The 20,518-nt window shown below is 71.6% G+C and carries 24 protein-coding genes and 2 pseudogenes; 18 read left to right on the forward strand and 8 right to left on the reverse strand.

Going from position 1 to position 20,518, the window contains the following annotated elements; genetic code table 11:
• Nucleotides 1-4 precede the first annotated feature (4 nt).
• The 16 genes from SSBG_RS21385 (at nt 5) to SSBG_RS30310 (ending at nt 11,707) form a co-directional block, all read left to right on the forward strand.
• Nucleotides 5-979 carry a phage tail domain-containing protein gene (locus SSBG_RS21385; protein ID WP_008748151.1) on the forward strand — a complete coding sequence of 325 codons (975 nt, stop codon included), beginning with the start codon at nt 5-7 and terminating at the stop codon, nt 977-979.
• Entirely contained in the window at nt 976-2,130 is a 1,155-nt protein-coding gene (locus SSBG_RS21390; RefSeq protein ID WP_008748152.1) for a siphovirus ReqiPepy6 Gp37-like family protein, read from the forward strand. Before SSBG_RS21385 ends, SSBG_RS21390 begins: the two co-directional genes overlap by 4 nt.
• Before the next feature lie 6 nt (nt 2,131-2,136).
• Nucleotides 2,137-3,078 (forward strand): hypothetical protein, encoded by a 942-nt coding sequence (locus SSBG_RS21395; RefSeq protein WP_008748153.1) that lies wholly within the window; start codon nt 2,137-2,139, stop codon nt 3,076-3,078.
• A complete protein-coding gene (locus SSBG_RS21400) occupies nt 3,078-4,805 on the forward strand; it encodes a glycerophosphodiester phosphodiesterase (RefSeq protein WP_008748154.1) in 1,728 nt (575 codons plus the stop codon). The genes SSBG_RS21395 and SSBG_RS21400 overlap by 1 nt, the downstream gene beginning before the upstream one ends.
• Before the next feature lie 60 nt (nt 4,806-4,865).
• A complete protein-coding gene (locus tag SSBG_RS21405) occupies nt 4,866-5,672 on the forward strand; it encodes a GH25 family lysozyme (protein WP_008748155.1) in 807 nt (268 codons plus the stop codon).
• Nucleotides 5,673-5,675: 3 nt separating this feature from the next.
• Entirely contained in the window at nt 5,676-6,149 is a 474-nt protein-coding gene (locus tag SSBG_RS33350) for a hypothetical protein (RefSeq protein ID WP_008748156.1), read from the forward strand.
• Between the two features lie 31 nt (nt 6,150-6,180).
• The gene (locus tag SSBG_RS21415; protein WP_037870344.1) at nt 6,181-6,465 is read left to right on the forward strand and encodes a hypothetical protein; all 285 of its coding nucleotides are present in this window, start codon (nt 6,181-6,183) and stop codon (nt 6,463-6,465) included.
• Nucleotides 6,462-6,677 (forward strand): DUF7620 family protein, encoded by a 216-nt coding sequence (locus tag SSBG_RS36225; protein ID WP_037870345.1) that lies wholly within the window; start codon nt 6,462-6,464, stop codon nt 6,675-6,677. Before SSBG_RS21415 ends, SSBG_RS36225 begins: the two co-directional genes overlap by 4 nt.
• Nucleotides 6,674-6,997 (forward strand): putative phage holin, encoded by a 324-nt coding sequence (locus SSBG_RS21425; protein ID WP_008748158.1) that lies wholly within the window; start codon nt 6,674-6,676, stop codon nt 6,995-6,997. The genes SSBG_RS36225 and SSBG_RS21425 overlap by 4 nt, the downstream gene beginning before the upstream one ends.
• Nucleotides 6,998-7,431: 434 nt before the next feature.
• Nucleotides 7,432-7,635: a hypothetical protein gene (locus SSBG_RS21430; protein ID WP_008748159.1), complete on the forward strand. Its 204-nt coding sequence runs from the start codon at nt 7,432-7,434 to the stop codon at nt 7,633-7,635.
• Nucleotide 7,636: 1 nt separating this feature from the next.
• Entirely contained in the window at nt 7,637-8,170 is a 534-nt protein-coding gene (locus tag SSBG_RS21435; RefSeq protein ID WP_008748160.1) for a DUF6879 family protein, read from the forward strand.
• On the forward strand, nt 8,167-9,009 hold the full coding sequence (locus SSBG_RS21440; RefSeq protein WP_008748161.1) for a helix-turn-helix domain-containing protein: 843 nt from the start codon (nt 8,167-8,169) through the stop codon (nt 9,007-9,009). Before SSBG_RS21435 ends, SSBG_RS21440 begins: the two co-directional genes overlap by 4 nt.
• A gap of 87 nt (nt 9,010-9,096) precedes the next feature.
• Nucleotides 9,097-9,537, forward strand: a complete 441-nt coding sequence (locus SSBG_RS21445) for a hypothetical protein (RefSeq protein ID WP_008748162.1) — start codon at nt 9,097-9,099, stop codon at nt 9,535-9,537.
• 244 nt (nt 9,538-9,781) lie between these two features.
• Nucleotides 9,782-10,282: a hypothetical protein gene (locus SSBG_RS21450; RefSeq protein WP_037870347.1), complete on the forward strand. Its 501-nt coding sequence runs from the start codon at nt 9,782-9,784 to the stop codon at nt 10,280-10,282.
• Between the two features lie 75 nt (nt 10,283-10,357).
• On the forward strand, nt 10,358-11,011 hold the full coding sequence (locus SSBG_RS21455; protein WP_037870348.1) for a class I SAM-dependent methyltransferase: 654 nt from the start codon (nt 10,358-10,360) through the stop codon (nt 11,009-11,011).
• 201 nt (nt 11,012-11,212) lie between these two features.
• Nucleotides 11,213-11,707: a helix-turn-helix domain-containing protein gene (locus SSBG_RS30310; protein WP_008748165.1), complete on the forward strand. Its 495-nt coding sequence runs from the start codon at nt 11,213-11,215 to the stop codon at nt 11,705-11,707.
• Between the two features lie 215 nt (nt 11,708-11,922).
• On the opposite strand, the pseudogene SSBG_RS21470 reads toward SSBG_RS30310, so the two are convergent.
• The 8 genes and pseudogenes from SSBG_RS21470 to SSBG_RS21505 all read right to left on the reverse strand — a co-directional run.
• Nucleotides 11,923-12,510 (reverse strand): annotated as a pseudogene (locus SSBG_RS21470) (ABC transporter ATP-binding protein); the annotation flags it as partial.
• 13 nt (nt 12,511-12,523) lie between these two features.
• Nucleotides 12,524-13,000, reverse strand: coding sequence for a hypothetical protein (locus tag SSBG_RS21475; RefSeq protein WP_050776809.1), 477 nt, complete (start codon nt 12,998-13,000; stop codon nt 12,524-12,526).
• A gap of 104 nt (nt 13,001-13,104) precedes the next feature.
• Nucleotides 13,105-14,322: a sensor histidine kinase gene (locus SSBG_RS21480; RefSeq protein ID WP_008748168.1), complete on the reverse strand. Its 1,218-nt coding sequence runs from the start codon at nt 14,320-14,322 to the stop codon at nt 13,105-13,107.
• A gap of 145 nt (nt 14,323-14,467) precedes the next feature.
• A pseudogene (locus SSBG_RS21485) lies at nt 14,468-15,153 on the reverse strand (response regulator).
• Between the two features lie 264 nt (nt 15,154-15,417).
• The gene (locus SSBG_RS21490; RefSeq protein WP_008748170.1) at nt 15,418-16,272 is read right to left on the reverse strand and encodes an ABC transporter permease; all 855 of its coding nucleotides are present in this window, start codon (nt 16,270-16,272) and stop codon (nt 15,418-15,420) included.
• Entirely contained in the window at nt 16,269-17,249 is a 981-nt protein-coding gene (locus tag SSBG_RS21495; RefSeq protein WP_008748171.1) for a daunorubicin resistance protein DrrA family ABC transporter ATP-binding protein, read from the reverse strand. The genes SSBG_RS21490 and SSBG_RS21495 overlap by 4 nt, the downstream gene beginning before the upstream one ends.
• A gap of 206 nt (nt 17,250-17,455) precedes the next feature.
• The gene (locus tag SSBG_RS21500) at nt 17,456-18,076 is read right to left on the reverse strand and encodes a PadR family transcriptional regulator (RefSeq protein WP_008748172.1); all 621 of its coding nucleotides are present in this window, start codon (nt 18,074-18,076) and stop codon (nt 17,456-17,458) included.
• Between the two features lie 178 nt (nt 18,077-18,254).
• Nucleotides 18,255-18,695 carry an ester cyclase gene (locus tag SSBG_RS21505; protein WP_037870350.1) on the reverse strand — a complete coding sequence of 147 codons (441 nt, stop codon included), beginning with the start codon at nt 18,693-18,695 and terminating at the stop codon, nt 18,255-18,257.
• 212 nt (nt 18,696-18,907) lie between these two features.
• Here SSBG_RS21505 and SSBG_RS21510 point away from each other — a divergent pair, with 212 nt between their 5' ends.
• Together SSBG_RS21510 and SSBG_RS21515 are read left to right on the forward strand one after the other, a co-directional pair.
• Nucleotides 18,908-19,750, forward strand: a complete 843-nt coding sequence (locus SSBG_RS21510) for an NAD(P)H-binding protein (RefSeq protein WP_037870352.1) — start codon at nt 18,908-18,910, stop codon at nt 19,748-19,750.
• Between the two features lie 28 nt (nt 19,751-19,778).
• Nucleotides 19,779-20,492, forward strand: coding sequence for a class I SAM-dependent DNA methyltransferase (locus tag SSBG_RS21515; protein WP_050776811.1), 714 nt, complete (start codon nt 19,779-19,781; stop codon nt 20,490-20,492).
• The last annotated feature ends 26 nt before the right edge of the window (nt 20,493-20,518 follow it).

A 20,518-nucleotide genomic window follows, 5' to 3' on the forward strand; every position in this document is an offset into this window, starting at 1 on the left:
TCCGATGCCGCTGATCGTCCGCGCGACCACCCCGCCGCCCACCGACCCGGGCGGCGGGGGCGGCGTCGAACTGCCCGAGGTCGGCTTCGCCGTCGCCACGTTCATGGACCCCTCCGGAACCGTACGGCCGCTCACCTCGCCGGAGCTGGGGTGGTTCACGCTGTCCGATGGGGTGAGCGGGCTCGGCGCGGCCCCGTATGAGCTGACGACGGACGCGCACCCGCGCGGCGGCGCCCGGCTGCGGCACGTCCAGGCGCAGCCGCGGCTCATCGTCTGGCCCCTGCACGTCTACGGCTCGGATCACACCGAGTTCCTCACCCGCTGGCGTTCGCTCGCGCGGGCGTTCACCCGCACCGTGCGGGAGGGGCCCGGCATCCTGGAGATCGCCCGCCCGGACGGCACCCGCCGTCGCATCGAGGTCGTCTACCAGGAGGGCATGGAGGGGCGCACGGACGCCGAGGGCGGCGTCCTGGACGACGAGGCCGTGCTGAGCCTGTGGTGCGCGGACCCGTACTGGGTGGACCCGACGCCGCTCACCGAGCATCGCGAGACCGGCACGCTCGCCGACTACCTCGTCCCGTACCCGTCCGTGTCGTCGGGGCAGGTCCTTGGCGACACGACGCTGCGGAACCCCGGCGACGTCGGCGTGTGGCCGACCTGGCGCATCACCGGTCCGGCGACCGGCATCTCGGTGACCAACGTCGCGACCGGCGAGAGCTTCCAGCTCGACCCGGGGTTGACGGCGCATGGCGATCTCGTCGCCGGGGACGAGGTCGTGGTGTCCACCGACCCGCCCGGTGTGCGCGGCCCGGACGGGGAGGGGCCGGACGGGGACAACTGGACGGGCGCTCTCAACTGGCCCTCGGCCACGTTGTGGGGGCTCCCGCCCGGCGAAACCCCGGTCCGTTTTCAGCTCGACGGCGCCGGCCCCGACTCGTCCGTCAGCGTGACGTTCTTCGCGAGATACGAGACCGCATGACCCTCCAGTTCCTCGTCACCGACCGGCAGTTGCGCGTCCAGGGCGACCCGCTCGACGGGTGGACGTCCGTCGACGCCACCCGGAAGTTCAACGAGCCCGGCTCGGGCTCGATCACGCTCCCCGCGCGCCCCGAGATCCTGGCGCAGCTCCAGCCGGGCAACCGCCTCGTCATGATCCGCGACGGCGCCGTGTGGATGGCCGGGCCCATGGAGGTCCCCACCGACTACGCGTGGGACCTCTCCGAGAACGCCGGGACCGGCACCGTCACCGTCAACTGGAGCGACGACCTCGCGACGGCCGCCGGGTACATCACCTGGCCCGCGCCCGCGAGCGCGTGGACCGCTCAGCCGGGCAACACCTGGTGGGAGGCCACCGCGAACGCGGAGGCGACGATCCGCAACCTCATCAACCTCAACTGCGGGCCCGGCGCCCGCGCGGACCGGCGCATCCCCGGGCTCGTCCTCGCACCAGCCGCCGGGGTCGGCGCGAGCACCGCGACGCGCACGCGGTTCGAACCGCTGCTGGAGGTGTGCCGCCGCGCGGCCCTCGGCGGCGGCGGGCTCGGCTTCCGCATCGCCCAGGCGGACGGTGGGCTCGTCTTCTCCGTGTACGCCCCGCGCGATCTCACCCGCACCGCGCGGTTCAGCATCGGGCTGGGCAACCTCCGAAGCCTCCAGGCGAAGGTGAGCGCGCCGACCGCCACCCATGCGCTCGTCGCGGGGACGGAGACGGAGGGCTCGACCGCGCGCACGTTCGTGGAGCGCGCCGACACAACGGCGGCGTCGAGCTGGTGGCGCGTCGAGCAGTACGTCGACGGCAGCGCGGAGACCGACGCGGACGGCGCCCTCACCGCGGACGGCAACGCGCTCCTCGCCGAGCAGGCCGCGCCCGTCGAACTGGCCACCGTCACCACCGACACCCCGCAGCTTCGCGCGGGACGCGACTACGACCTCGGCGACCGCGTGACCGTCGCGCTCCCCACCGGCATCGAGGTGGCGGACCTGGTGCGCTCCATCCACCTCCAGGCCACGCCCGGCAGCGGCGAGTACGTCGCCGCGGTCATCGGCTCACCGGAGGCGACGACCGACCCCCAGACGGTGCGCGTGCTGCGCACCCTGACCCGGCGCCTCGCGCGCCTCGAAACGAGGTAGGTAGCTGTGGCAGACGACTCCTGGCCGTCCCAGGCCCACAACAACCGGGCGGTCACGGACGCCGAGTACGAGCAACTGGCCGCCCCCGCCAGCCCGGACGGAGTCGTGGGCGATCCGACACAGGCCGCCGTCGTCACGGCCGCCACCGGACTCAACATCTCGATCCAGGCGGGGGCGGTCGCACTCGTGCGCGGCCACGCCTGGACAGCGGGCGGGACCTCGCTGACCCTGCCCGTCGCCGCAAACACGAGCGGGAAGACCCGCATGGACTGGGTCGTGCTCCGCCTGGACCGCTCCGACTGGACGGTGCGTGTCGCGATCCGGCAGGGCACCCCCGGCAGCGGCCTGCCCGCGCTCGTCCAGGCGCCGGGCCCCACCGGCGTGTACGAGGTCCCCCTCGCTCAGCTCACCATCGGCAACAACGCCGGGGCCGTGGGCGTCGCGCGCGCCGAACTGTACGCGGGCAACGCGGTCCGTCCCGCGCTCGCCGCCCGCCCCAACCCCCTCCCGCGCATCGGGGACCAGGAGCACATCGCCGACACGGGCCAGGGGCGGGTATGGACCGGGAGCGGCTGGCAGACCACGTATGGGCGCGCCATGGGTGTCACCTGCAACCAGCCCACTGGCGGCCTCGTGCGCATCGACGCCGACTCCGTCCTCGACTACGTCAACGGCACCGTCTGCCTGCGCCTCGGGTCCTTCACTCTGCTCACGGGCAGCATCTCGCCCGCCGTCGACCTGCGACTTCCGGTCCTCATCCCAGCCCAGTACCGCCACCCCAGCCGGTCCGTGCCCGGGAGCGCCTACCTGAGCGGGTCCCGGATCGGGCGCGTCACGGTCTACGCCGCCAACGACGCCGACCGGCCCGGGCAGGTCTGGCTCACCAGCCATCCCACCATCTCCGCCGGGGACCAGATCCTCCCCGACGCCCTCACCTGGACGGTCTGATGTCCCGCTCTCTTTTCGGCTCGATCGCCGACTACGTCGTCGCCCTGGGCGACGACAACGCCGCCACTCTCCAGCCCGCGGCCACCGTCACCGCCTGGTCGGATGCGCGAGGCGGCAGCCAGTACGCCGACCTCCTCCAGGCGGACGGCGTCACCCCCGTGCCCGAGGGGAAACTCGTCAGCGACGAGCGCGGGGCGCTCCCCGAGTTCTACGGCCTGGACGGCGTCACCGCGGTGTATCTCGACGCGTCCGGCGGCGAGGGCCCGCGCCGGCGCACGATCGCCACCGACCTCGGTGCGAGCCTCGCGGGCACGCAGGCCGCGCTCGCCACGCACGCCGCCGCCGTCAACCCGCACGGTACGGCGAGCTGGAGCCTCGCAGACCAGACCGCGTACCCGAACGTGGACACCTTCCTCGCGGGCAACCCCTTCGTCGCCGCGCACAGAGGCTCGGGGCAGGAGTACCCGGAGCACACGATGGCCGCCTACGAGAGCGCGCTGGCGGCCGGCGCCCGCGCCATCGAGGTCAGCGTCAATGTGACGAGCGACGGTATCCCCGTCTGCATCCATGACACGACCCTCGACCGCACCACCGACCACACGGGCCCGGTGAGCGCGTGGACGTATGCGGCGCTGCGCGAACAGGTCCGCGCGAAGCCCCAGACGCTCCTCGGCGCAGGCTGGGCAGACCAGCGCATCCCCGCCCTGAGGGATGTCCTCGACCGCCTCTACGGGCGGTGCGTGATCTTCCTGGAGCCGAAGAACAGCGCGGCCGTGCATCCGATCCTCGACCTCCTGGACGAGCGCTTCCCCGGCGGCCCCCACTCGATCATCTACAAGGGCTACTACACGGACGGCAGCTTCGCCGGGGTCCGCGCGCGCGGATACCGCGTGTGGGCCTACGTCGACGCCGGGACCACGGACGCGCAGATGGACGCCGTGCAGGCCAACGTCGACATCTGGGGCGTGCCCACCGGCATGACGGACGCGCGGATCACCGCCGTCGTCGGCCGCGGCAAGCCCGTCATGAGCTGGGAGGTGCACAGCTTCACCGACCGGGACCGGCTCCTCGGCCTGGGCGTGCGCGACCTCATGGAGGCCCGGTGGGTGTACCTCAACAAGCCGCGGGTGCCGACCTTCGCGGCGGCGCTCGCCGCGCGCGTCATGCCCCCGGGGATGCTCACCCCGCAGCACTACAGCGCCGCGTGGGCGCCGAAACTCGATGCGGACGGCGCGTTCCACCTCGATCAACTCTCGGGCTACAGCATCTGCATGGGCGGGATGCGCGCCGCCTCGGCGGACGCGTACACCGTCGCCGTCTCGATGCGCTGGGACACCCTGCCCGCCGCCACGCTCCACTCGGACATCGCGGTGGGCAAAGCCTCGGACGACGCGTTCCAGCTCTCCGCGCCGACCAACGCGAGCGGCGGCTACCACGTCCTCGTCCGCGCCTCCGGTGACCTCCAGATCTACCGGCACGACCCGCACGTCACCTCCGGCGTAGCCCTCGGCAGCGTGAGCACGCCCCCGCCCGTCGCCGGCACCCCGGTACGGATCGAGGTGCAGGTCACCCCCACACAGATCATCGCGCGGCGTGTGGACCTCGGCACCACCTACACCGTCACCGCGAACGACACGACGTACCGCGGGCCGTTCTGGCACCTCTCCAACGGGAGCGTCACCAGCCAGGCGACCGTGCCCCGCTGGTCCAACCCCGTCGTGAGCTGATCGCCAGATCCCAGCAAGAGCCCCGCCCGCGCGCGGGGCTTCGCCATGTCAGGAGACCGCATGATCACCGGCCAGGACTGGGCGAGCTACCAGCCCGCCTCCCCGTCCACGAAGGACATCGACTTCGCGCTGATCAAGGCGACCGAGGACACGTCCTACACCAACCCGCGCATGGTCTCGCAGGCCGCCACCGCGAGGAGCGCCGGCCTGGTCGTCGGCTTCTACCACTTCCTTCTCCCGGGCAACATCCAGGCGCAGGCCGAGTTCTTCGTCAAGCAGGCCGCGTCCGTCGAGTACGACCTGCTCGTCTGCGACTGGGAGTCGAGCACGTCCGGGAGCCCGAGCTGCGCGGAGAAGGACGCCTTCCTCAAGGCGGTCCAGAAGCTGCGCGGCTCGAACCACCGCGTGCTCCTGTACTGCAACCGCGACTTCTGGCTCAACAGGGACACGACGTCCTTCGCGGCGGACGGCCTGTGGATCGCCGAGTACAACGGCCGCCCGGGCAAGCCGAGCATCAAGGCGCCGTGGGTGATCCACCAGTACACCTCGTCGCCCGTCGACACGAACGTCGGCAACTGGGCGAGCCGCGCCGCGATGCGCGCGTGGGCCCGCAAGGACGCCAGCCCTCAGTCCCCGCAGCCCCCCAAGGCGCCCGCCCCGAGCAAGGAGAAGCCCATGCCGAAGAAGCCCCAGGCGTACAGGGACGTGTGGGAGCCCGATGTCGCGCCCGCCCCGTCGACCAGCCCGACCCTGAAATCCAATCCGACATGGTCCCCGCTCAGCTTCCTCCGCGAGATCTACGACGGCATCACCCGGCTCCGCGCCGACGTCGCCGACCTCCGCGCCGCCCTCAACAAGAAGGGCTGACCCATGAGCCACCCGCCGATCCTGCGCTACTTCGAGTTCACCCACCTCCCCGAGCACCTCCAGGCCGTCTCCATGCCGATCTCCGAGCTGGCCTACCGCTCTCCAACCTCCTGCCGGACGGCCCCGAGAAAAGCGTCGCCCTCCGCAAGCTGCTGGAGTCCAAGGACGCCGCTGTCCGCGCCGCCCTCGACAACGCCCCCAAGGAGTCCTGACCATGTCCACGCCCCCGTGCACTTCCCCGACGCGCAGACCGTCGTGAAGACCGGCGCCGCCTACGCCCGCGACCTGAGCGAAAGGGTCGTCTCGACGTTCCTCCAGGCGTTCGTCGGTGCCCTCGTGCTGACGAGCCCTTTCGACATCGGCATGTGGCAGGCCGCCGCGACCGCCGGGGTCGCCGCCGCCGCGTCCCTCGTGAAGGGCCTCGTGGCCCGCTGGCGGGACGTCACCAACTCGGCGTCCCTCGCCAAGGGCGTCTGACCAGCACGTGAACGAGCAAGGAGGCGGCAGCGTGGGTGAGCTGTTCGGATTCAGACCCACCGACCTGGGCGCGGTCGCGCTCCTCACCCTGGTCGTCCTCATGATCCTCACCGGGCGCCTCGTGCCCCGCCGCACGTATGACGATCTCCTGCGCGAGCGGGACACGTGGCGCGAGGCGCACACCGTGTCGGAGGAGGCGCGGGCGATGGAGCGGGCCCAGACCCAGGAGCTTCTGGAGCTGGGCCGCACCTCCGCCCACGCGCTCACCGGACTCCGCCAGGCGGCCGGGTCCGACGAGGAGGTGGGGGCGGGGTGAAGTGGAGGAGGCTATGGCGCCGCCGACACGGTGGCCGAACCCCCGGCCAGGCCGCTGCCGACCGCGCCCTGCATCAGGCTCGGGAGGAGCGGCACGAGACTGCCCGCCGGGGCCGCGAGGTCACCGAGACCGCCGGGCAACTTCGTGAGATCCGCGAGCGGAACCACTTCGCGGAGATGTTCCGTCAGTCCTTGGAGGGGAGGGGTACGTGACCATCGCGCAGTACCTCAACACCGGCGTCTCCGGCGCCGTGGCCGCCGCTGCGGCGGTCTTCTGCATCACCTACCACCGGCTCGCGCCGTGGCGGTCCACCCCGATGGGCTGGCACCTCATGATGCTGTCCGGCGCGCTCGGCGCGCTCGGCCTGTACACCGTCGTCATCACCCTCGTCGGCCTCGACGGCACCCCTGCGGCGGTGCTCCGCATCGTCCGCGCGGGGCTGCTCCTCCTCGTGGCCGCACTCCTGATCCAGCGGACCCTCATGGTGATCCGCGCGCAGAGGAAAAGAGCCCCGCGAGGAGAAGTTGAGTAACTCGCACACCCGCCCGTCCGCCTCCCGCAGGATAGGCGCATGGCAGCCCAACGCGACATCCTCGAAAAAGTCATCCGCTCCCTCGGCGGAGAGTGAGACACGAAGCGCGCGAAGACTGCTCTGCGAGACGCTGGCGTCACCGCAACCAGCGAACGCGGCAGCGACAAGCAGGCGCGCGACGCCCTCCGGAAACTCCAGAAAGCTGGCGTTCTCGTCGGGACCCGAGGCCCCGGCAACACGGTCACCTACCGCCTCGTCGGCTGAACGCAGCCCCCTCCCCGCCACGCGCGGGGAGGGGCGCCTTTCTGTCGCTCGGGCATTGCCCGGTCTCGACGTTCCGCCGAGCAGAGGAGCAATTCCCAGCAATCGCCCCCCGCTGCCGCTCATTTCGGAGCATCCTGAGCGCACGTTCAGCCGACACGAAGGAAGCAGACATGACGCTGCGGTTCATCGGCACCACCAGCGAAGACGGGGACTGCCCCACCCTCTACGAGATCGAGGAGACCGGCGACATCGTCGTCCAGGGGGACCGACTCACCGACCCCAAGCACCTGGAGCAACTGCGCGACGTAAAGGATTCCGAGACCTTTGTCGTCATCCCGCGGGAGCTCCTCACCCGCTACGCGCCGAAGGAGTGACGTGTCGCTGATCCCCTTCTCGGACGCCGCTCACCTGTTCAAAGAATTCGAGGAGGAGGCATGGCGTCTAGAGACGCGCAAGGGCTACGCCTCCGACCGCTCCAGCTCAAGTTGGGTTCGATTCTCTGCCGGTGATGAGTTCGGATACGACCCGGATCGCCCGTGGCACGCAACGGTTCGGGCAGCCACGAGCGCGGGCAAGCGATTCGCTCGGGTGCGTCTCGTCGACTATCCGCCCACCGAGGGGCAGCGGTTCCTCCTCGCCACCGGCCTGGGTAACGTGGCGGCAGGCGAGGACATTCGAAACCTCTGGCGCGCTGATGCAGAGGGTCTCGGCCTTCCGGCTGAAGACTTCTGGCTGTTCGACTCGCGGCTGGTTGCGCGCTTCGTCTTCGACGAGGACGACGTGACCCTCGGCGTGATCCTTTCCGAGGATACGGACGAGGTTGCTGCCGCCTGCCGGGCCCGCGACGTTGCGACAAAGCGTGCGATCCCGACCCGGGACTTCATTCCCCAGGTACCGTCCCGTGCGTGAGCAATGACTTTCAGTCTGCCCGGGTGGCCCTCGGTGCGCGGCTCCGCGAGCTGCGCACCGAGGCCGGACTCGACGGGAAGAGCTTGGCGGAGCTGCTGGCTTGGCAGCGGTCCAAGGTGTCCCGCCTGGAGAACGGGCGGCAAACTGCCTCGCGACCTGATCTGGAAGCGTGGGCGCAGGCGGTCGGCCAGCCCGAAGTGACAGCCGAACTCATGGGGCTCCTCGCGGGCATGGCCTCGCACGTCCGGTCGTGGCAGCGGCAAGTGGCAGCAGGGCACCGGAGCCGACAAGAGCTAGGAACGGCTGAGACACAGCTGACCAGGCGGCTCAGGGCGCTCGAAATGGTCCGCGTCCCCGGGCTGCTGCAGACCGCCGACTATGCGCGCTGCCTCTTCACCGCCAGCGCAGAGTTTCGTCAGACCCCCCGGGACATGGACGATGCGGTCCGTAGCCGGGTACAACGCCAGCAGGCCCTCTACGAGCCAGGAAAACGCTTCGAGTTCCTGGTGTGGGAGGCGGCGTTGCACGCCTTGCCCTGCCCTCCAGAAGTCATGGCCGCTCAGCTTGACCGGCTCGTGTCCCTTATCGGCCTGGACACCGTGGACCTCCGCATCGTCCCCTTCGCAGCACGGTTGCGGCGCACACCGTCCCACGGCTTCTGGATTTACGATCAGCGCCTCGTCATCGTGGAGACGATGGCAGCCGAGCTGTGGCTGACCGACGAAGCCAGCATCGCGCTCTACGAAAAGGCGTGGTCCTGGGCCGCCGAGTCGGCAGTGTCAGGCCCTCACGCACACCGCCTGATCGCGCGCGCCAGGGCCTCCCTGGGGTTCGCGTAGCAGCAATCCGCACAACCCCCGCACCCGGTCCGCAATCCGGCGCAATCGCCGCGCGAGCGCGCAACCCCGCCGCCTACGGTCCGTGGCATGGCAGTCATCCGAGGTGAGATCGGACGCCAGTGGCTCACGCACACCGTGGCGAACCCGCAGCAGGCACTCCGCATATGGACGCTCGAGGACCAGCTCGTGCCCGTGCCCTCATCCGGCGCGTGGCGGGTCGTTGGGGAGCCGCTCTACCCGTCAATCGACGCGATGTGCGCCATCTGCCCCACCGGCGCGCTCGGCCCCGTCCTCGCCTCCGTGCGCGAACCGCTCGCGTGGTGGCTCGTGCCGGCCGATGAGGCGGACGACCTCGCCGACCTTCGACAGCTCACCGTGCACCCGCGCGGGTGGGTGCTCGGCTGCCCGCACGAGGGCATCGGCAGCGAGGGGAGGCTGTGGCTCGAACCGCCGGACGGAAGCGGGCGGCTCACGCCCGTGCCCCAGCTCGGCGCCGCGTTCGGCCCGGCCGGGGTGATGGCCCGGTGAACGCGCCAGCAGGTGCGCTCATCCTCCCCGCCGTCGAAACACTCACCGACGAGCAGCGACGAGGCCGCGCGTGCGTGTGGTGCGGGGCGTCGCTCGACCCCGGCATCAGCGACATCGACCTCGGCGCGCGCCCCGCTACCCGCACCGGGCGCGCCTGGTTCCCGCGCGCCTGCCCAGCCTGCGCGCACCTCCACGCCCCCGGAAACACGGGGCGAAACACCCACCCGAAAGGGAAGGCAAGCCCATGACCGTCACGCTCGACACATCGGCGCTCACCCGCACCCGCGACCCGCGGGAACTGCTCAACGCGGTCGCCCCCCACATCACCGAACTCACCGTCAACGTCTTCGACAGCGGCCTGGACATCTGGGACCGCGAGATCGCCCTGCTCCTGCGCGACCACACCATGGTCAAGGACATGGCCGAACGCATCCTCGGTAACGCCGTCATGTACACCCTCGGCTCCATCGAGAACCCCGAAGTCCACCTCGGCGTCGGCAAGCTCGTCGACATCGGCGTCCACCAGCTCATTCTCGACACCCCCGTCTGGTGGGGCATCTGCCGCCTCTACAACGGGGGCGCCTTCAAGCACCACGCCCCGTTCATCGAGCGCCGCAACGACGGCCTGTGCCTGCGCACCGGCGACTTCCTGAAGTCACAGGGGTGGGCCATCGACGAGGAGCTGTGGGCCATCGACGGCACCAGCTGCTCCCCGTGCGACAACAAGGTCCCCGACAGCCACTGACCCCGCTACAGTCGGCCCCGCCCCCGCCACCCCGCAGGGGCGGGGCCCCGCGACCCAACGACCAGAGGAACAGCAGTGCCCGTGCCGCACGACATCCCCGCCGAGACCGAACTCTGGGACACCTACGCCGAAAGCGCCTTCGACGCCGAGGCGGAACCCTCGTTCTGCTGGACCCAGTACGCCGGCCACGGCCCGGGGCCCGAGCTACTTGGCTCGCCCGAGTCCGTACTGGAAATCGGATGCGGCACCGGACGCGCCCTGGCCCGCCTCGCACAGCTAGGCGTAAAAGGCACGGGAGTGGACCTGTCGCCGCGCATGGCGGAACTGGCCAGCCGACGGTGGTCGCCGCTCGGCGTCCACATCGAGCAGGCCGAAGTCCTCGACTGGCTCACCGACGACACCAGCCAGTACGACGCCGTGTACTCCATCTTCGGCGCGGCTTGGTTCACCGACCCATCCCGCCTCTTCCCGCTCGTCCGCGAGCGCCTGGCCGCCGCAGGCGTGTTCGCCTTCTCCCAGCCGCCGGCCATCCCAGGCGCCTACGGACCCCAAGGCATGTACAAGGGCGGGTTCGACGGACGAGCGATGTTCACCTACCGGTACAGCTACAAGCCAGCGGTGTGGGAGCGGCACCTCCTCCGGGCCGGGTTCGCCACGGTGAACGCGCGGACGATCGACGCCCCCAAGGAAGGGCACATCGGCACCCTCCTCGTTACGGCCCAGGCATGACGTCCGGCGGCCGCAGTCGCTGCCCGGCCAGCGGCCAGCCCGCCCTGTAGCAGCCCCACTCGGTTTCGAAGGCGAAGGTGAGATGCCCCCTGCCGGACTCTGGTCCGGCAGGGGGCACACCTGTTCAGTAGCCGCCCCGGCACATCTCCCGATGACCGCCCGGGCACTCTCCTGCCCACCGGCGCGGCAGGAAGGCCAGACGTGACCAGCGAGAAGTACCTCAAGTACCAGACACCGAAGGCGCCGGCCGACGTGAATCAGGAGTTCATGACTGTCCAGGAGACCGCCTACGTCCTGGGCTGCGCCGTGAAGACCATCCGGCAGCGGATCGCGAGCCTCGGCCTCAAGGCCGGAGCGGGACGCCGTATCATCACCAGCCGCGCCGACCGGCTCGCCATCCACGAGGCGTCCCGCATCACAACCCTGTCCCCAACGGCTAGGGCACGAAGCCGGAGCGCCACCCGCCGGTCCGGCGAACGCTCGGGCCGCGCGACCGCCAAGGAGGAGGGGAGACTGCGGCACTACACGCCGGACGAGGCTGCGGCTCTCATCCCCTTGAGCGCACGGAAACTACGGGAGCTTGCCTACCTCCGCAAGATCCCGCACTCCAACCTCGGAGGGCGCTTCTCCTTCACCCTCGCCGACCTCAGGGGCGTCGCCGTCATGTACCACTTCGAGCCTTTCGCGGCCGGGTGAGGTGATGCGAAGCCTTGGGCGTGTGCACGCGGAGACGAGAGAATGGATTTGCCCTGGTCATCGCGCCTAGAGACCGTCCTCTTGCGTGAGCGATGCGTGAGCGAGGGTCCCGGCATCTACCGGGATTCTCGGAGTGAGCCAGATTCGGACGCGGCAAAAGGGCAGGTCGCAAAGAGAACTCGGAGGGGTCCGAAGTGGCCCGGCGGCCAACCTCCCGACTCCACGTCGGAGACGATGTGGGTGGAGAGCATGACGACGCGCTCGGCGGAGAGCTCGCTCAGCAGGTTGCGGAAGCGCACCCGTTCCTCCGGGTCGAGACCCGCCGTGGGCTCGTCCACGATGATGACGCGCGGGTCGGCGAGGAGCGCCTGCGCGATGCCGACGCGTCGCATCATGCCGCCGGAGTACTTGCCGAGCGGGCGCTTGACCGCCTCGGTGAGGTTGACCAGCTCCAGCAGCTCCTCGATGCGGGCCTTGGCCGAGCGGCGCGAGAGGCCCTTGGCGGTGGCGAGGTAGGAGAGGAACTCGCGCGAGGTCAGGTTGGGGTAGACGCCGAAGTCCTGCGGCAGGTAACCGAGCGCGTGGCGCAACGCGTTGGGCTTGGCAACGACGTCCTGCCCCTCGAAGAGCACCTGCCCGCTCGTCGGCCGGGTGACCGTGGAGGCGATGCGCATGAGGGAGGACTTCCCCGCGCCGTTGGGGCCCAGCAGGCCCAGCATCCCGCGTTCCAGACGCAGCGTCATCCCGTCCACGGCGCGCTTGCCGCCGCGATAGACCTTCGTGATGTCAACCAGTTCCAGCATGTCCGTCTTCTCCTCAGTTCCCGCTCGGCACGGTCAGGCGGCGCGGGGCTCCGGCGGCCTTGTCCGGCGTGCCCTTGAGATCGGTGCCGCGCCCGTTGCGCGGCACCTTCATGCCCTTGGGCACCTCGACCCGGTAGCGGACGTCGCAGTTCGCGAACTTGCTGCATCCGGCCCGCAGGTCCAGCACGCCCTTCTCCAGCGTCCAGCTGCTCTTCGCGTCCGCGCCGAAGCCGACCGCGAACCAGCGCGTGACCTCGACGTCCTTCCGCTCGCTCGGGACGAGGTCGGTGGGGACCCCGTGGGAGCGGACGTTGAGCGTGCCGCCGTCGGTCTGGAAGACCTTCTTCTCGGGCGTGGCGTCCTTGGCGGTGGCGCAGCCCGTGAGTCCGGCTCCGGCCAGGAGCGTCACGGCGGTGAGGGCGGTGAGGGCGGTGAGCGCGCCGGCGCCACCGAGTGCCCTCCTCCGGCTGGTCCAGGTGCGGGGAATCATCGTCGCCTCCGGGGCGTCAGGGGGTGATGGGTCAAGACTCCCGCCCGCCGCGCCTTCGCACATCTGCCGTTCGGCAGAGATCCGGCGACCGATCTCGCGCCGGGTCAGGACCCGGTGGCGCCGCGGTCGGGAGCGGTACGGGCCCCGGGCGGGCCCGCGAGGGGCAGGCGGCCCTCGACGTGCCAGCCCTCGGCGGTGGGGCCGGAGCTCAGCTCGCCGTCGAGCAGGGCGAAGCGTTCGGCGAGCCCCACGAGCCCGGTGCCGCCGCCCTTGCGGCCCCGGGTCAGGGGCGCGTGCCCGCCGTCGGCGGTGTTGTCGATGCCGACGCGCACGTGCTCCTGAGCCCGGGTCAGGACGACCGAGACGCGGGTGGCGCCGGGGGCGTGCCGGCGGATGTTCGTCAGTGCTTCGAGGACGAGGTCGTACGCGGCCTCCTCGCCGGCCGGGGAGAGGGTGCCCTCCAGGTCCGCCGGGAGGTCGAGCGCGACGGGCCGCCTGGTGGAGCCGGCGAAACGCTCCACCAGCTCGGGCAGGCCGGACAGGCCCCGGGTCCGGGTCGCCGGCTGCTCGGTGGCGGCGCCGTCCGCCTCGCGCTCGTCGCTCGCGCGCAGCGTGCGCAGCGCGCCGTCCATGTGGTCCAGGGCGCGCAGTCCGGAGTCCTCCAGCCGGGCGAGGAACTCGTCGTACTGGTCCGCCTCGTAGGGTGCCGCGCGGGCCGCCCGCACCTCCATGACCATGCCGGTCAGCTCGTGGGCGACGTGGTCGTGGAGGATGCGGGCGAGGTAGGCGCGCTGTTCCTCGCGCGCCCGCCGGACGGCCTGGCGGCGGGAGTCGGAGGCGCGCAGGTAGCGGCCGACGGCGACGGCGCCGAGCACCGGCAGCAGCGCGAGGACGAGGACGGTGAACGTGTCCCGGGTCGTGGACGGCGGATTGCGCGGGGTGAAGCGGAGCGGCAGCGACGTGGCGGCGATACCGGCGGCGAAGCCCCACACGAGGACGTCCGTGCCACGCCGCCGGATCAGCCGCCCCGTCAGGACGAGCAGCCCGGCGTACTCGAAGGGCATCCACACCAGGGTCAGGCCCTGGTCCCCCCGGTAGAGGAAGTCCGTGAGGACGGAGCCGGCCATGGCCGCGGCGGCGGCCATGGCCGGTGTGAACCGCCCCACGGGCTTCGTGAGCTGCGCGGCCACCACGGCGACGACGGCGCTCGCGGCGAGCAGGAAGCTCATGGACGGACCCATGAGAGCCGGGGCTCCCAGGACGAGCACACTCGTCGCGCACAGCAGGACGCGCGTGGGACTGTAAGCGGACAGACGCAACATGAGCGCCAGACTAGGCAGTTGCCTTCTCCGCCGCCGGTTCCCGCGGCAGCGGGGCCGGGCCGTGCGGTTGGGATCCGGGCGGTGCGGTGGGGGAGGCGGGGGAAGCGCCGGCGGCGGGCGGAAGGCGCCGCGCCGGGCCGCTCCGTCAGGCCTCGGAGGCGTACCCGAGTTCCCAGGAGCGGACGGCGATGCCGACCCGGTTGCGGACGCCCAGCTTGCGCTGGATGCTCGCGACGTGTGTCTTCACGGTTCCGGGGGAGATGAAGGTCTGGGCGGCGATGTCGGCGTTGGTGAGTCCCTCTGCGACGAGGCCGGCGATCTCCGTCTCCCGTTTGGTCAGTGGTCGAGCGGGGCGGGGGCGTTCGCGGACGCCGGCCGTACCGGGGCCGGCGTCCGGGGGGACGCCTCGGTCACGTGGCGCAGGAGGCGCACGGTGATCGAGGGGCTGATCAGGCTGTCGCCCGCCACCGCCGCCATGACCGCCTCCACGAGCAGCCGCGGCCCGGACCGTTTGAGCAGGAAGCCCGAGGCCCCGTACCGCAGCGCGGGGTAGACGTACTCGTCGAGGCCGAAGGTGGTGACGATGACGACGCGTGGCTTGAAAGCCGCCCCCGGGGCGAGCAGCCGCCGGGTCACCTCCAGCCCGTCGAGCCGGGGCATCCGGATGTCGAGGAGGAGCACGTCGGGCCGCAGCTTCCCGGCCGCCTCCAGGGCCGCGAGGCCGTCGGCGGCCTCGCCCACCACTTCCACTCCGGGCTGCTGCTCCAGGATGCGCCGCATCCCGCGGCGCACCATGTCCTGATCGTCGGCGAGGAGTACACGAATCGTCACGACCGGCCATCCTTCCAGCCGGAGCGGCGGTGGCGAGCGGTTTCGGCCAGGGCCTGGGGAAGTGGGGAATGGGGACGAAGGTGAGCCGCACGTGTGACGGGCAGCCGTCCGGCACACTGCGGGCCGGTGCGGCGGCCGCAGACCGTGGAGGTGGTCACCGGCACCCCATGAAATTCGCATGGCCGCCCCACCCGGAACGGGCGGGACCCGGCCGCCCCGCCCGCCGGGCCCCGTTCGCCCCGGGTGGGGCGGCCACCGGGACCGCTAGCCCCGGCTCTTCGCGCGGTAGAGGTACATGGTCAGCGGGGCGAAGATCACCGTGATGATCGCGCAGGCGAGCAGGACCCAGCCGATGTCCGTGCCGGAGGCGTCGCCGTGGATCAGCCCGCGGGCCGCGGTGGCGGCGTTGCTGACCGGGTTGACCTTCACGATCGCCTCCATCCAGCCGGGCATCGTGTCCGGCTCGACGAAGATGTTGCTCGTGAAGACGAGAGGGAACATCACCAACATGCTGGACCCCGAGACCGTCTCCGGTGCCTTGGCGACCACGCCGAGCGCGGCGAAGATCCAGCTCACGCTGAGCGCGAAGAGCAGGAGCAGCAGCATCGCCGCCAGCACCCCGCCCACCCCGCCGTCGGGGCGGAAGCCGAGGGCGAGACCGACCGCCATCGTGGTGGTCAGCGCGAGGACGTAGCGGACGATGTCGCCGAGGAGGTTGCCCACGATCGTGGCCGGCTGCCAGAACGGCAGGGTCCGGAAGCGGTCGTGGATACCCCGGGTGATGTCCATGTTGAGCGCCGTCCCGGTGTAGACCGTCGGCATCACCACGGTCTGCACGAGGACGCCGGGCAGGAAGTACTGGAGGTACTCCTTGGCCGATCCCGCGAAAGCGCCGCCGAAGAGGTACGTGAAGGTCAGCAGGAAGACGATGGGCATCAGGGTGACGTCGAAGAGGACCGCCACGCCGTAGTGCTTCATCTTCCGCATCGTCCGCCAGGCCGAGACCCGGACGGCGGTCAGCGCCTTGGGGTGCGAGGGGCGGATCTGGCTGGTGAGGGCCTTGCGCAGGGCGTCGTGGGGCGTGCCCTGGGCGGGCACCGTCCCGGGTGCGATGGTCATGCCGCGTCCTCCTGGTCAGCGGTGGCGTCCTCGGCGGGGCGCCCGGTCAGGGCCAGGAAGACCTCGTCGAGGCTCGGGCGGCCGAAGGTGAAGTCGGAGACGGTGACCCCGGCGCGGGCGAGCTCGCCCATGGCCTCGGCGACCCGCTCGTTGTCGTCGGTCCGGACGGAGAGCGTGAAGGGATCGGGCTCCTGGAAGACCGGCGCGGCCAGGGCGCGGGTGAGCAGCCGGGTGGCCTCGGGGCGGCCCTCGGCCTTGACGAGCCGTACGTGCAGTGCCCCGGTGCCGACCGACGACTTGAGCTCGCCCGTGGTGCCCTCCGCGATGACCTTGCCCCGGTCGATGACGGCGATGCGGTCGGCGAGCTGGTCGGCCTCGTCCAGGTACTGCGTGGTGAGCAGGATGGTGGTGCCCAGGGCGACCATCGCCCGCACGCTGTCCCAGACCTGGTTGCGGCTGCGCGGGTCGAGTCCCGTGGTGGGTTCGTCCAGGAAGAGCAGGTCGGGGGTGATGACCAGGCTCGCGGCGATGTCGAGGCGGCGGCGCATCCCGCCGGAGAAGGTCTTGGACTGCCGCCCGGCCGCCTTCGTGAGGTCGAAGGCGGCGAGCAGTTCCTCGGCCCGCGCGGCGGCCTGGGCGCGGGAGAAGCCGAGCAGCCGGGCGAGCAGTTCCAGGTTCTCGGCGGCGGTCAGGTCCTCGTCCACCGAGGCGAACTGGCCGGTGAGGCTGACCCGGCTGCGGACCGCGGCGGCCTCCCGGACCACGTCGTGCCCGAGCACCCGGGCCGTGCCGGCGTCGGGGGTGAGCAGGGTGGACAGCATCCGGATCGTCGTCGTCTTGCCCGCGCCGTTGGGGCCCAGCACGCCGTAGACGACTCCCTGGGGAATGACCAGGTCGACGCCGTCAACGGCGCGGGTCCCGCCGAAGGCCTTGACGAGGCCCGCCGTTTCGACGGCCGGGGTGGAAGGTGAACTCAATCTGTGACTCCTTGGTCCTGGACGCGGCACGGGCGCGGGGCGCCGTGGGCGGCACGCGGGGAGGGGACCCGGGGGTGCGGGGCCCGGAGAACGGCATCGGGTCATTATTCAAACTTGACCACTCGGTCACGCTAGAGCAAGGACGACTCACTATGCAAGTTTGACTAGAACGGGATTCCGGTCCGGGGCGGATATCTGGGGGACCGTCAGGACCGGTGCGGGGCAAGCGGCGTCCGCCAGGCTCCGGGGGCGCCGAAGCCGCCCGGGCCCTCGTCCGCCATCGCGTACTCGCCCGCCCGTACCCGCCGCAGCAGGTCCCGGGTCCATTCGGCGTCGAGTCGCGCGTACCGCCCCCGCACCGTCAGCAACTCGCCGAGGTGCGGGGGCAGCCGGTCCGGAGGCGGCGCCTGCGCGCGCGGCGCCGCGTCCCGCGCCTCCCGCGCCTCCTGCGCCTCCAGCGCCTCCAGGCGCCGGGAGAGGGCCGCCACCGCCCGGGCGCGGGAGAGGGCGGGCAGCAGGGCCAGACCCGCGCTGAGCGTGTCGGCGCGGTGCTCGGGGCGTTCCAGGGCGTCCACGAGCAGGCGGAAGAACTCCTCGTCGCCCGCGGGGGTCACGCGGTAGTCCACCCGCCCCGGCCAGTCCCCGATCTCGATGGCCTCCAGCAGCCCGGCCTTCGCCGACTGGCGCAGCGCGTGGTAGATGGAACCCGGTTTGACGTTGGCCCAGTCCTCGATCCCCCAGGACAGCAACTCGGCCCGCACCTGGTACCCGTGCGTCCTGCCGAAGCCCCGTACCACTCCGAGCACCAGCAACCGCGTCGCCGACATCGTCACCTCGTTGGCCTCGTCCGACTTTCCCGGCGATGTGCGCGTCGGCCACTCGCCCGGACGTCAGCATAGTGAGCCGCCCCGCGTCCGGCCGGGCGCGCGGGACGGCCCGGGGCGCCGGAGGACCGGGGCCCCGGGCCGTCGCGGGCGAAGCGGCGAGGCCGCCGCACGCGGCCGCTCAGGCGCGCGCGCCCTCCAGATCGACCTTGGGGACGTCCGGCAGCTTGCCCAGACGCACCAGCAGCGGGCGCATGTTGATGACGTCCCAGTGCTCGACGACCTTGCCCTCGGCGAAGCGCAGTTCCTCCACCAGGTGCCAGCTGACGGGCTTCCCGGTGGGCTCGACCCCCATGAACTCGCCCTGGTGGGTGGCCGTGACGGTGATCCGCAGGATGACCCGGTCCTCCTCGGCCATGATGCTCTTGACGTCGAGCCGGAGGTCGGGGAACGCCTTGAGACCGCCCTCCATGAGCTTGATCATGTCGGCCGAACCGACCTCGTTGTCCTCGGAGTAGTGGACGATGTCCGGCGACCAGTGCCTGATGATGCCGTCGAGGTCCCACCGGTTCCAGGCGGCGACCATTTCCAGACACAGTGCCTTGCGCTCGGCCATTGACATGGCGAACCCCTCGCAGTCTCGCGGACGATGTCCCGCCAGACTGCCCCCGGCCAGCCCGAGAACCGGTGCAGGATCGCTCGAACCCCTCTGGAGCGGTGCCGGGTCCAGCGGCGCTCACCGCGTCCTCTAGGCCGGCCGGACAGGCTGGGCGCGATCCGCGAGCGCCCCCGGCAGCCGGCCGGACGCGCCGCTTCGTTCGCCGAGGAGGGGCCTTGAACATCCTGCTGACCGGTGCCACGGGCAAGGTGGGCCGTCACGTCGCGGAGCGCGTGGCGGCCTCCGGACACCGCGTACGGGCGCTGACCCGGAGCCCGGAGACGGCCGGGCTGCCGGCCGGTGTCGAGGTCGTCCGCGGCGACCTGGAGCGGCCGGAGACCGTACGGGCGGCGCTGGAGGGCATCGACCGGATGTACCTCTTCCCGGTGCCCGAAACCGCCCGCGAGGTGGCGGAGCTGGCCCGCGAGGCCGGGGTCCGGCAGATCGTCGTCCTCTCCTCCAGCTCGGTGCTGGAGGACGAGAGCAACCCGAGCCACCGCCACCACCGGGCGGTGGAGCGGGCCGTCGAGGACAGCGGCGTGGGCCGGACCTTCGTGCGCCCCGACGAGTTCGCCGGGAACACCCTGTGGAAGTGGGGCGAGTCCATCCGCGAGCGAGGAGTCGTCAGCGCCCCGTACGGACAGGCGGCGCGCGCGGTGGTCCACGAGGCGGACATCGCCGCCGTGGTGGCGGCCGCGCTCCTGGAGGACGGGCACGAGGGGGAGAGCTACCTGGTGACCGGGCCGCGGGCGCTCACGCAGGTGGAGCAGGTGGCCGCGTTGTCCCGGGCGACCGGCCGCGAGATCCGCTTCGAGGAACTGGACCGCGAGGCGGGACGGACCGCGATGAGCGCCACCATGCCGCCCGAGGTGGCCGAGATGCTGCTCGACTACCTCGCCGAATCGGTGCTCACCCCGGGACCGGTGAGCGACGCCGTGCGCCGGGTGACGGGCCGTCCGGCGCGGACCTTCGAGAGCTGGGCCGTGGAGCACGCCGCCCGGTTCGCCAGCGCGGCCTGAGGGGGGAGCGCCTGTGTACGGAACCGGGATGGCGGAGATCTACCAGTCGCTCCACGAGGCCCGCGGCAAGGACTACCGGGCGGAGGCGGTCACGGTCGCGGACCTGGTGCGGGCCCGCAACGAGGAGGCGGACTCGCTGCTCGACGTCGCCTGCGGGACCGGCGCGCACCTGCGTCACTTCGCGGGCCTCTTCGGCACGGTGGAGGGGCTGGAGCTGTCCGAGGCGATGCTCGTGCGGGCCCGCGCCGCCGTCCCCGCCGCCGTCCTGCACCGCGGGGACATGCGCGACCTCGACCTGAACCGCCGCTACGACGTGATCACCTGCATGTTCGGGTCGATCGCCTACATGAAGGACGCCGGGGAACTGACCTCCGTCCTCCGCGCGTTCGCGGCACACCTGACGCCGCGCGGGGTCGTGGCCATCGATCCGTGGTGGTTCCTGGAGACGGCGCTGGACCACCACGTCAGCGGGGACACCGTGACGGCGGGGCCGCGCACGATGACCCGGGTCTCCAGCACCGAGCGCGTCGGGAACACCTCGCACATGACCGTGCACTACGTCGTCGCCGAACCCGGCGTCGGGGTGGAGCACTTCGTGGAGCGGCACGCGCTGACGCTCTTCACCCGGGCCGAGTACGAGGAGGCTTTCCGGCGGGCCGGCCTGCGGGTCGCCTACGTCGGGGGCGTCCAGTCCGGCCGGGGGCTGTTCCTCGCGGACCGGGCCCCGGGCGGGCGCGGCTGACCGCGTGGCCCGCGGGCGCGCGGAAG

Source organism: Streptomyces sp. SPB074, from assembly GCF_000154905.1.
Classification (GTDB): domain Bacteria; phylum Actinomycetota; class Actinomycetes; order Streptomycetales; family Streptomycetaceae; genus Streptomyces.

Bases quoted from the DNA above. Each gene is read 5' to 3' on its own strand.
- SSBG_RS21385 (WP_008748151.1), top strand. From the start codon at position 5: ATGCCGCTGATCGTCCGCGCGACCACCCCGCCGCCCACCGACCCGGGC.
- SSBG_RS21390 (WP_008748152.1), top strand. From the start codon at position 976: ATGACCCTCCAGTTCCTCGTCACCGACCGGCAGTTGCGCGTCCAGGGC.
- SSBG_RS21400 (WP_008748154.1), top strand. From the start codon at position 3,078: ATGTCCCGCTCTCTTTTCGGCTCGATCGCCGACTACGTCGTCGCCCTG.
- SSBG_RS21405 (WP_008748155.1), top strand. From the start codon at position 4,866: ATGATCACCGGCCAGGACTGGGCGAGCTACCAGCCCGCCTCCCCGTCC.
- SSBG_RS33350 (WP_008748156.1), top strand. From the start codon at position 5,676: ATGAGCCACCCGCCGATCCTGCGCTACTTCGAGTTCACCCACCTCCCC.
- SSBG_RS21430 (WP_008748159.1), top strand. From the start codon at position 7,432: ATGACGCTGCGGTTCATCGGCACCACCAGCGAAGACGGGGACTGCCCC.
- SSBG_RS21445 (WP_008748162.1), top strand. From the start codon at position 9,097: ATGGCAGTCATCCGAGGTGAGATCGGACGCCAGTGGCTCACGCACACC.
- SSBG_RS21450 (WP_037870347.1), top strand. From the start codon at position 9,782: ATGACCGTCACGCTCGACACATCGGCGCTCACCCGCACCCGCGACCCG.
- SSBG_RS21475 (WP_050776809.1), bottom strand. From the start codon at position 13,000: ATGATTCCCCGCACCTGGACCAGCCGGAGGAGGGCACTCGGTGGCGCC.
- SSBG_RS21480 (WP_008748168.1), bottom strand. From the start codon at position 14,322: ATGTTGCGTCTGTCCGCTTACAGTCCCACGCGCGTCCTGCTGTGCGCG.
- SSBG_RS21490 (WP_008748170.1), bottom strand. From the start codon at position 16,272: ATGACCATCGCACCCGGGACGGTGCCCGCCCAGGGCACGCCCCACGAC.
- SSBG_RS21500 (WP_008748172.1), bottom strand. From the start codon at position 18,076: ATGTCGGCGACGCGGTTGCTGGTGCTCGGAGTGGTACGGGGCTTCGGC.
- SSBG_RS21505 (WP_037870350.1), bottom strand. From the start codon at position 18,695: ATGTCAATGGCCGAGCGCAAGGCACTGTGTCTGGAAATGGTCGCCGCC.
- SSBG_RS21515 (WP_050776811.1), top strand. From the start codon at position 19,779: ATGGCGGAGATCTACCAGTCGCTCCACGAGGCCCGCGGCAAGGACTAC.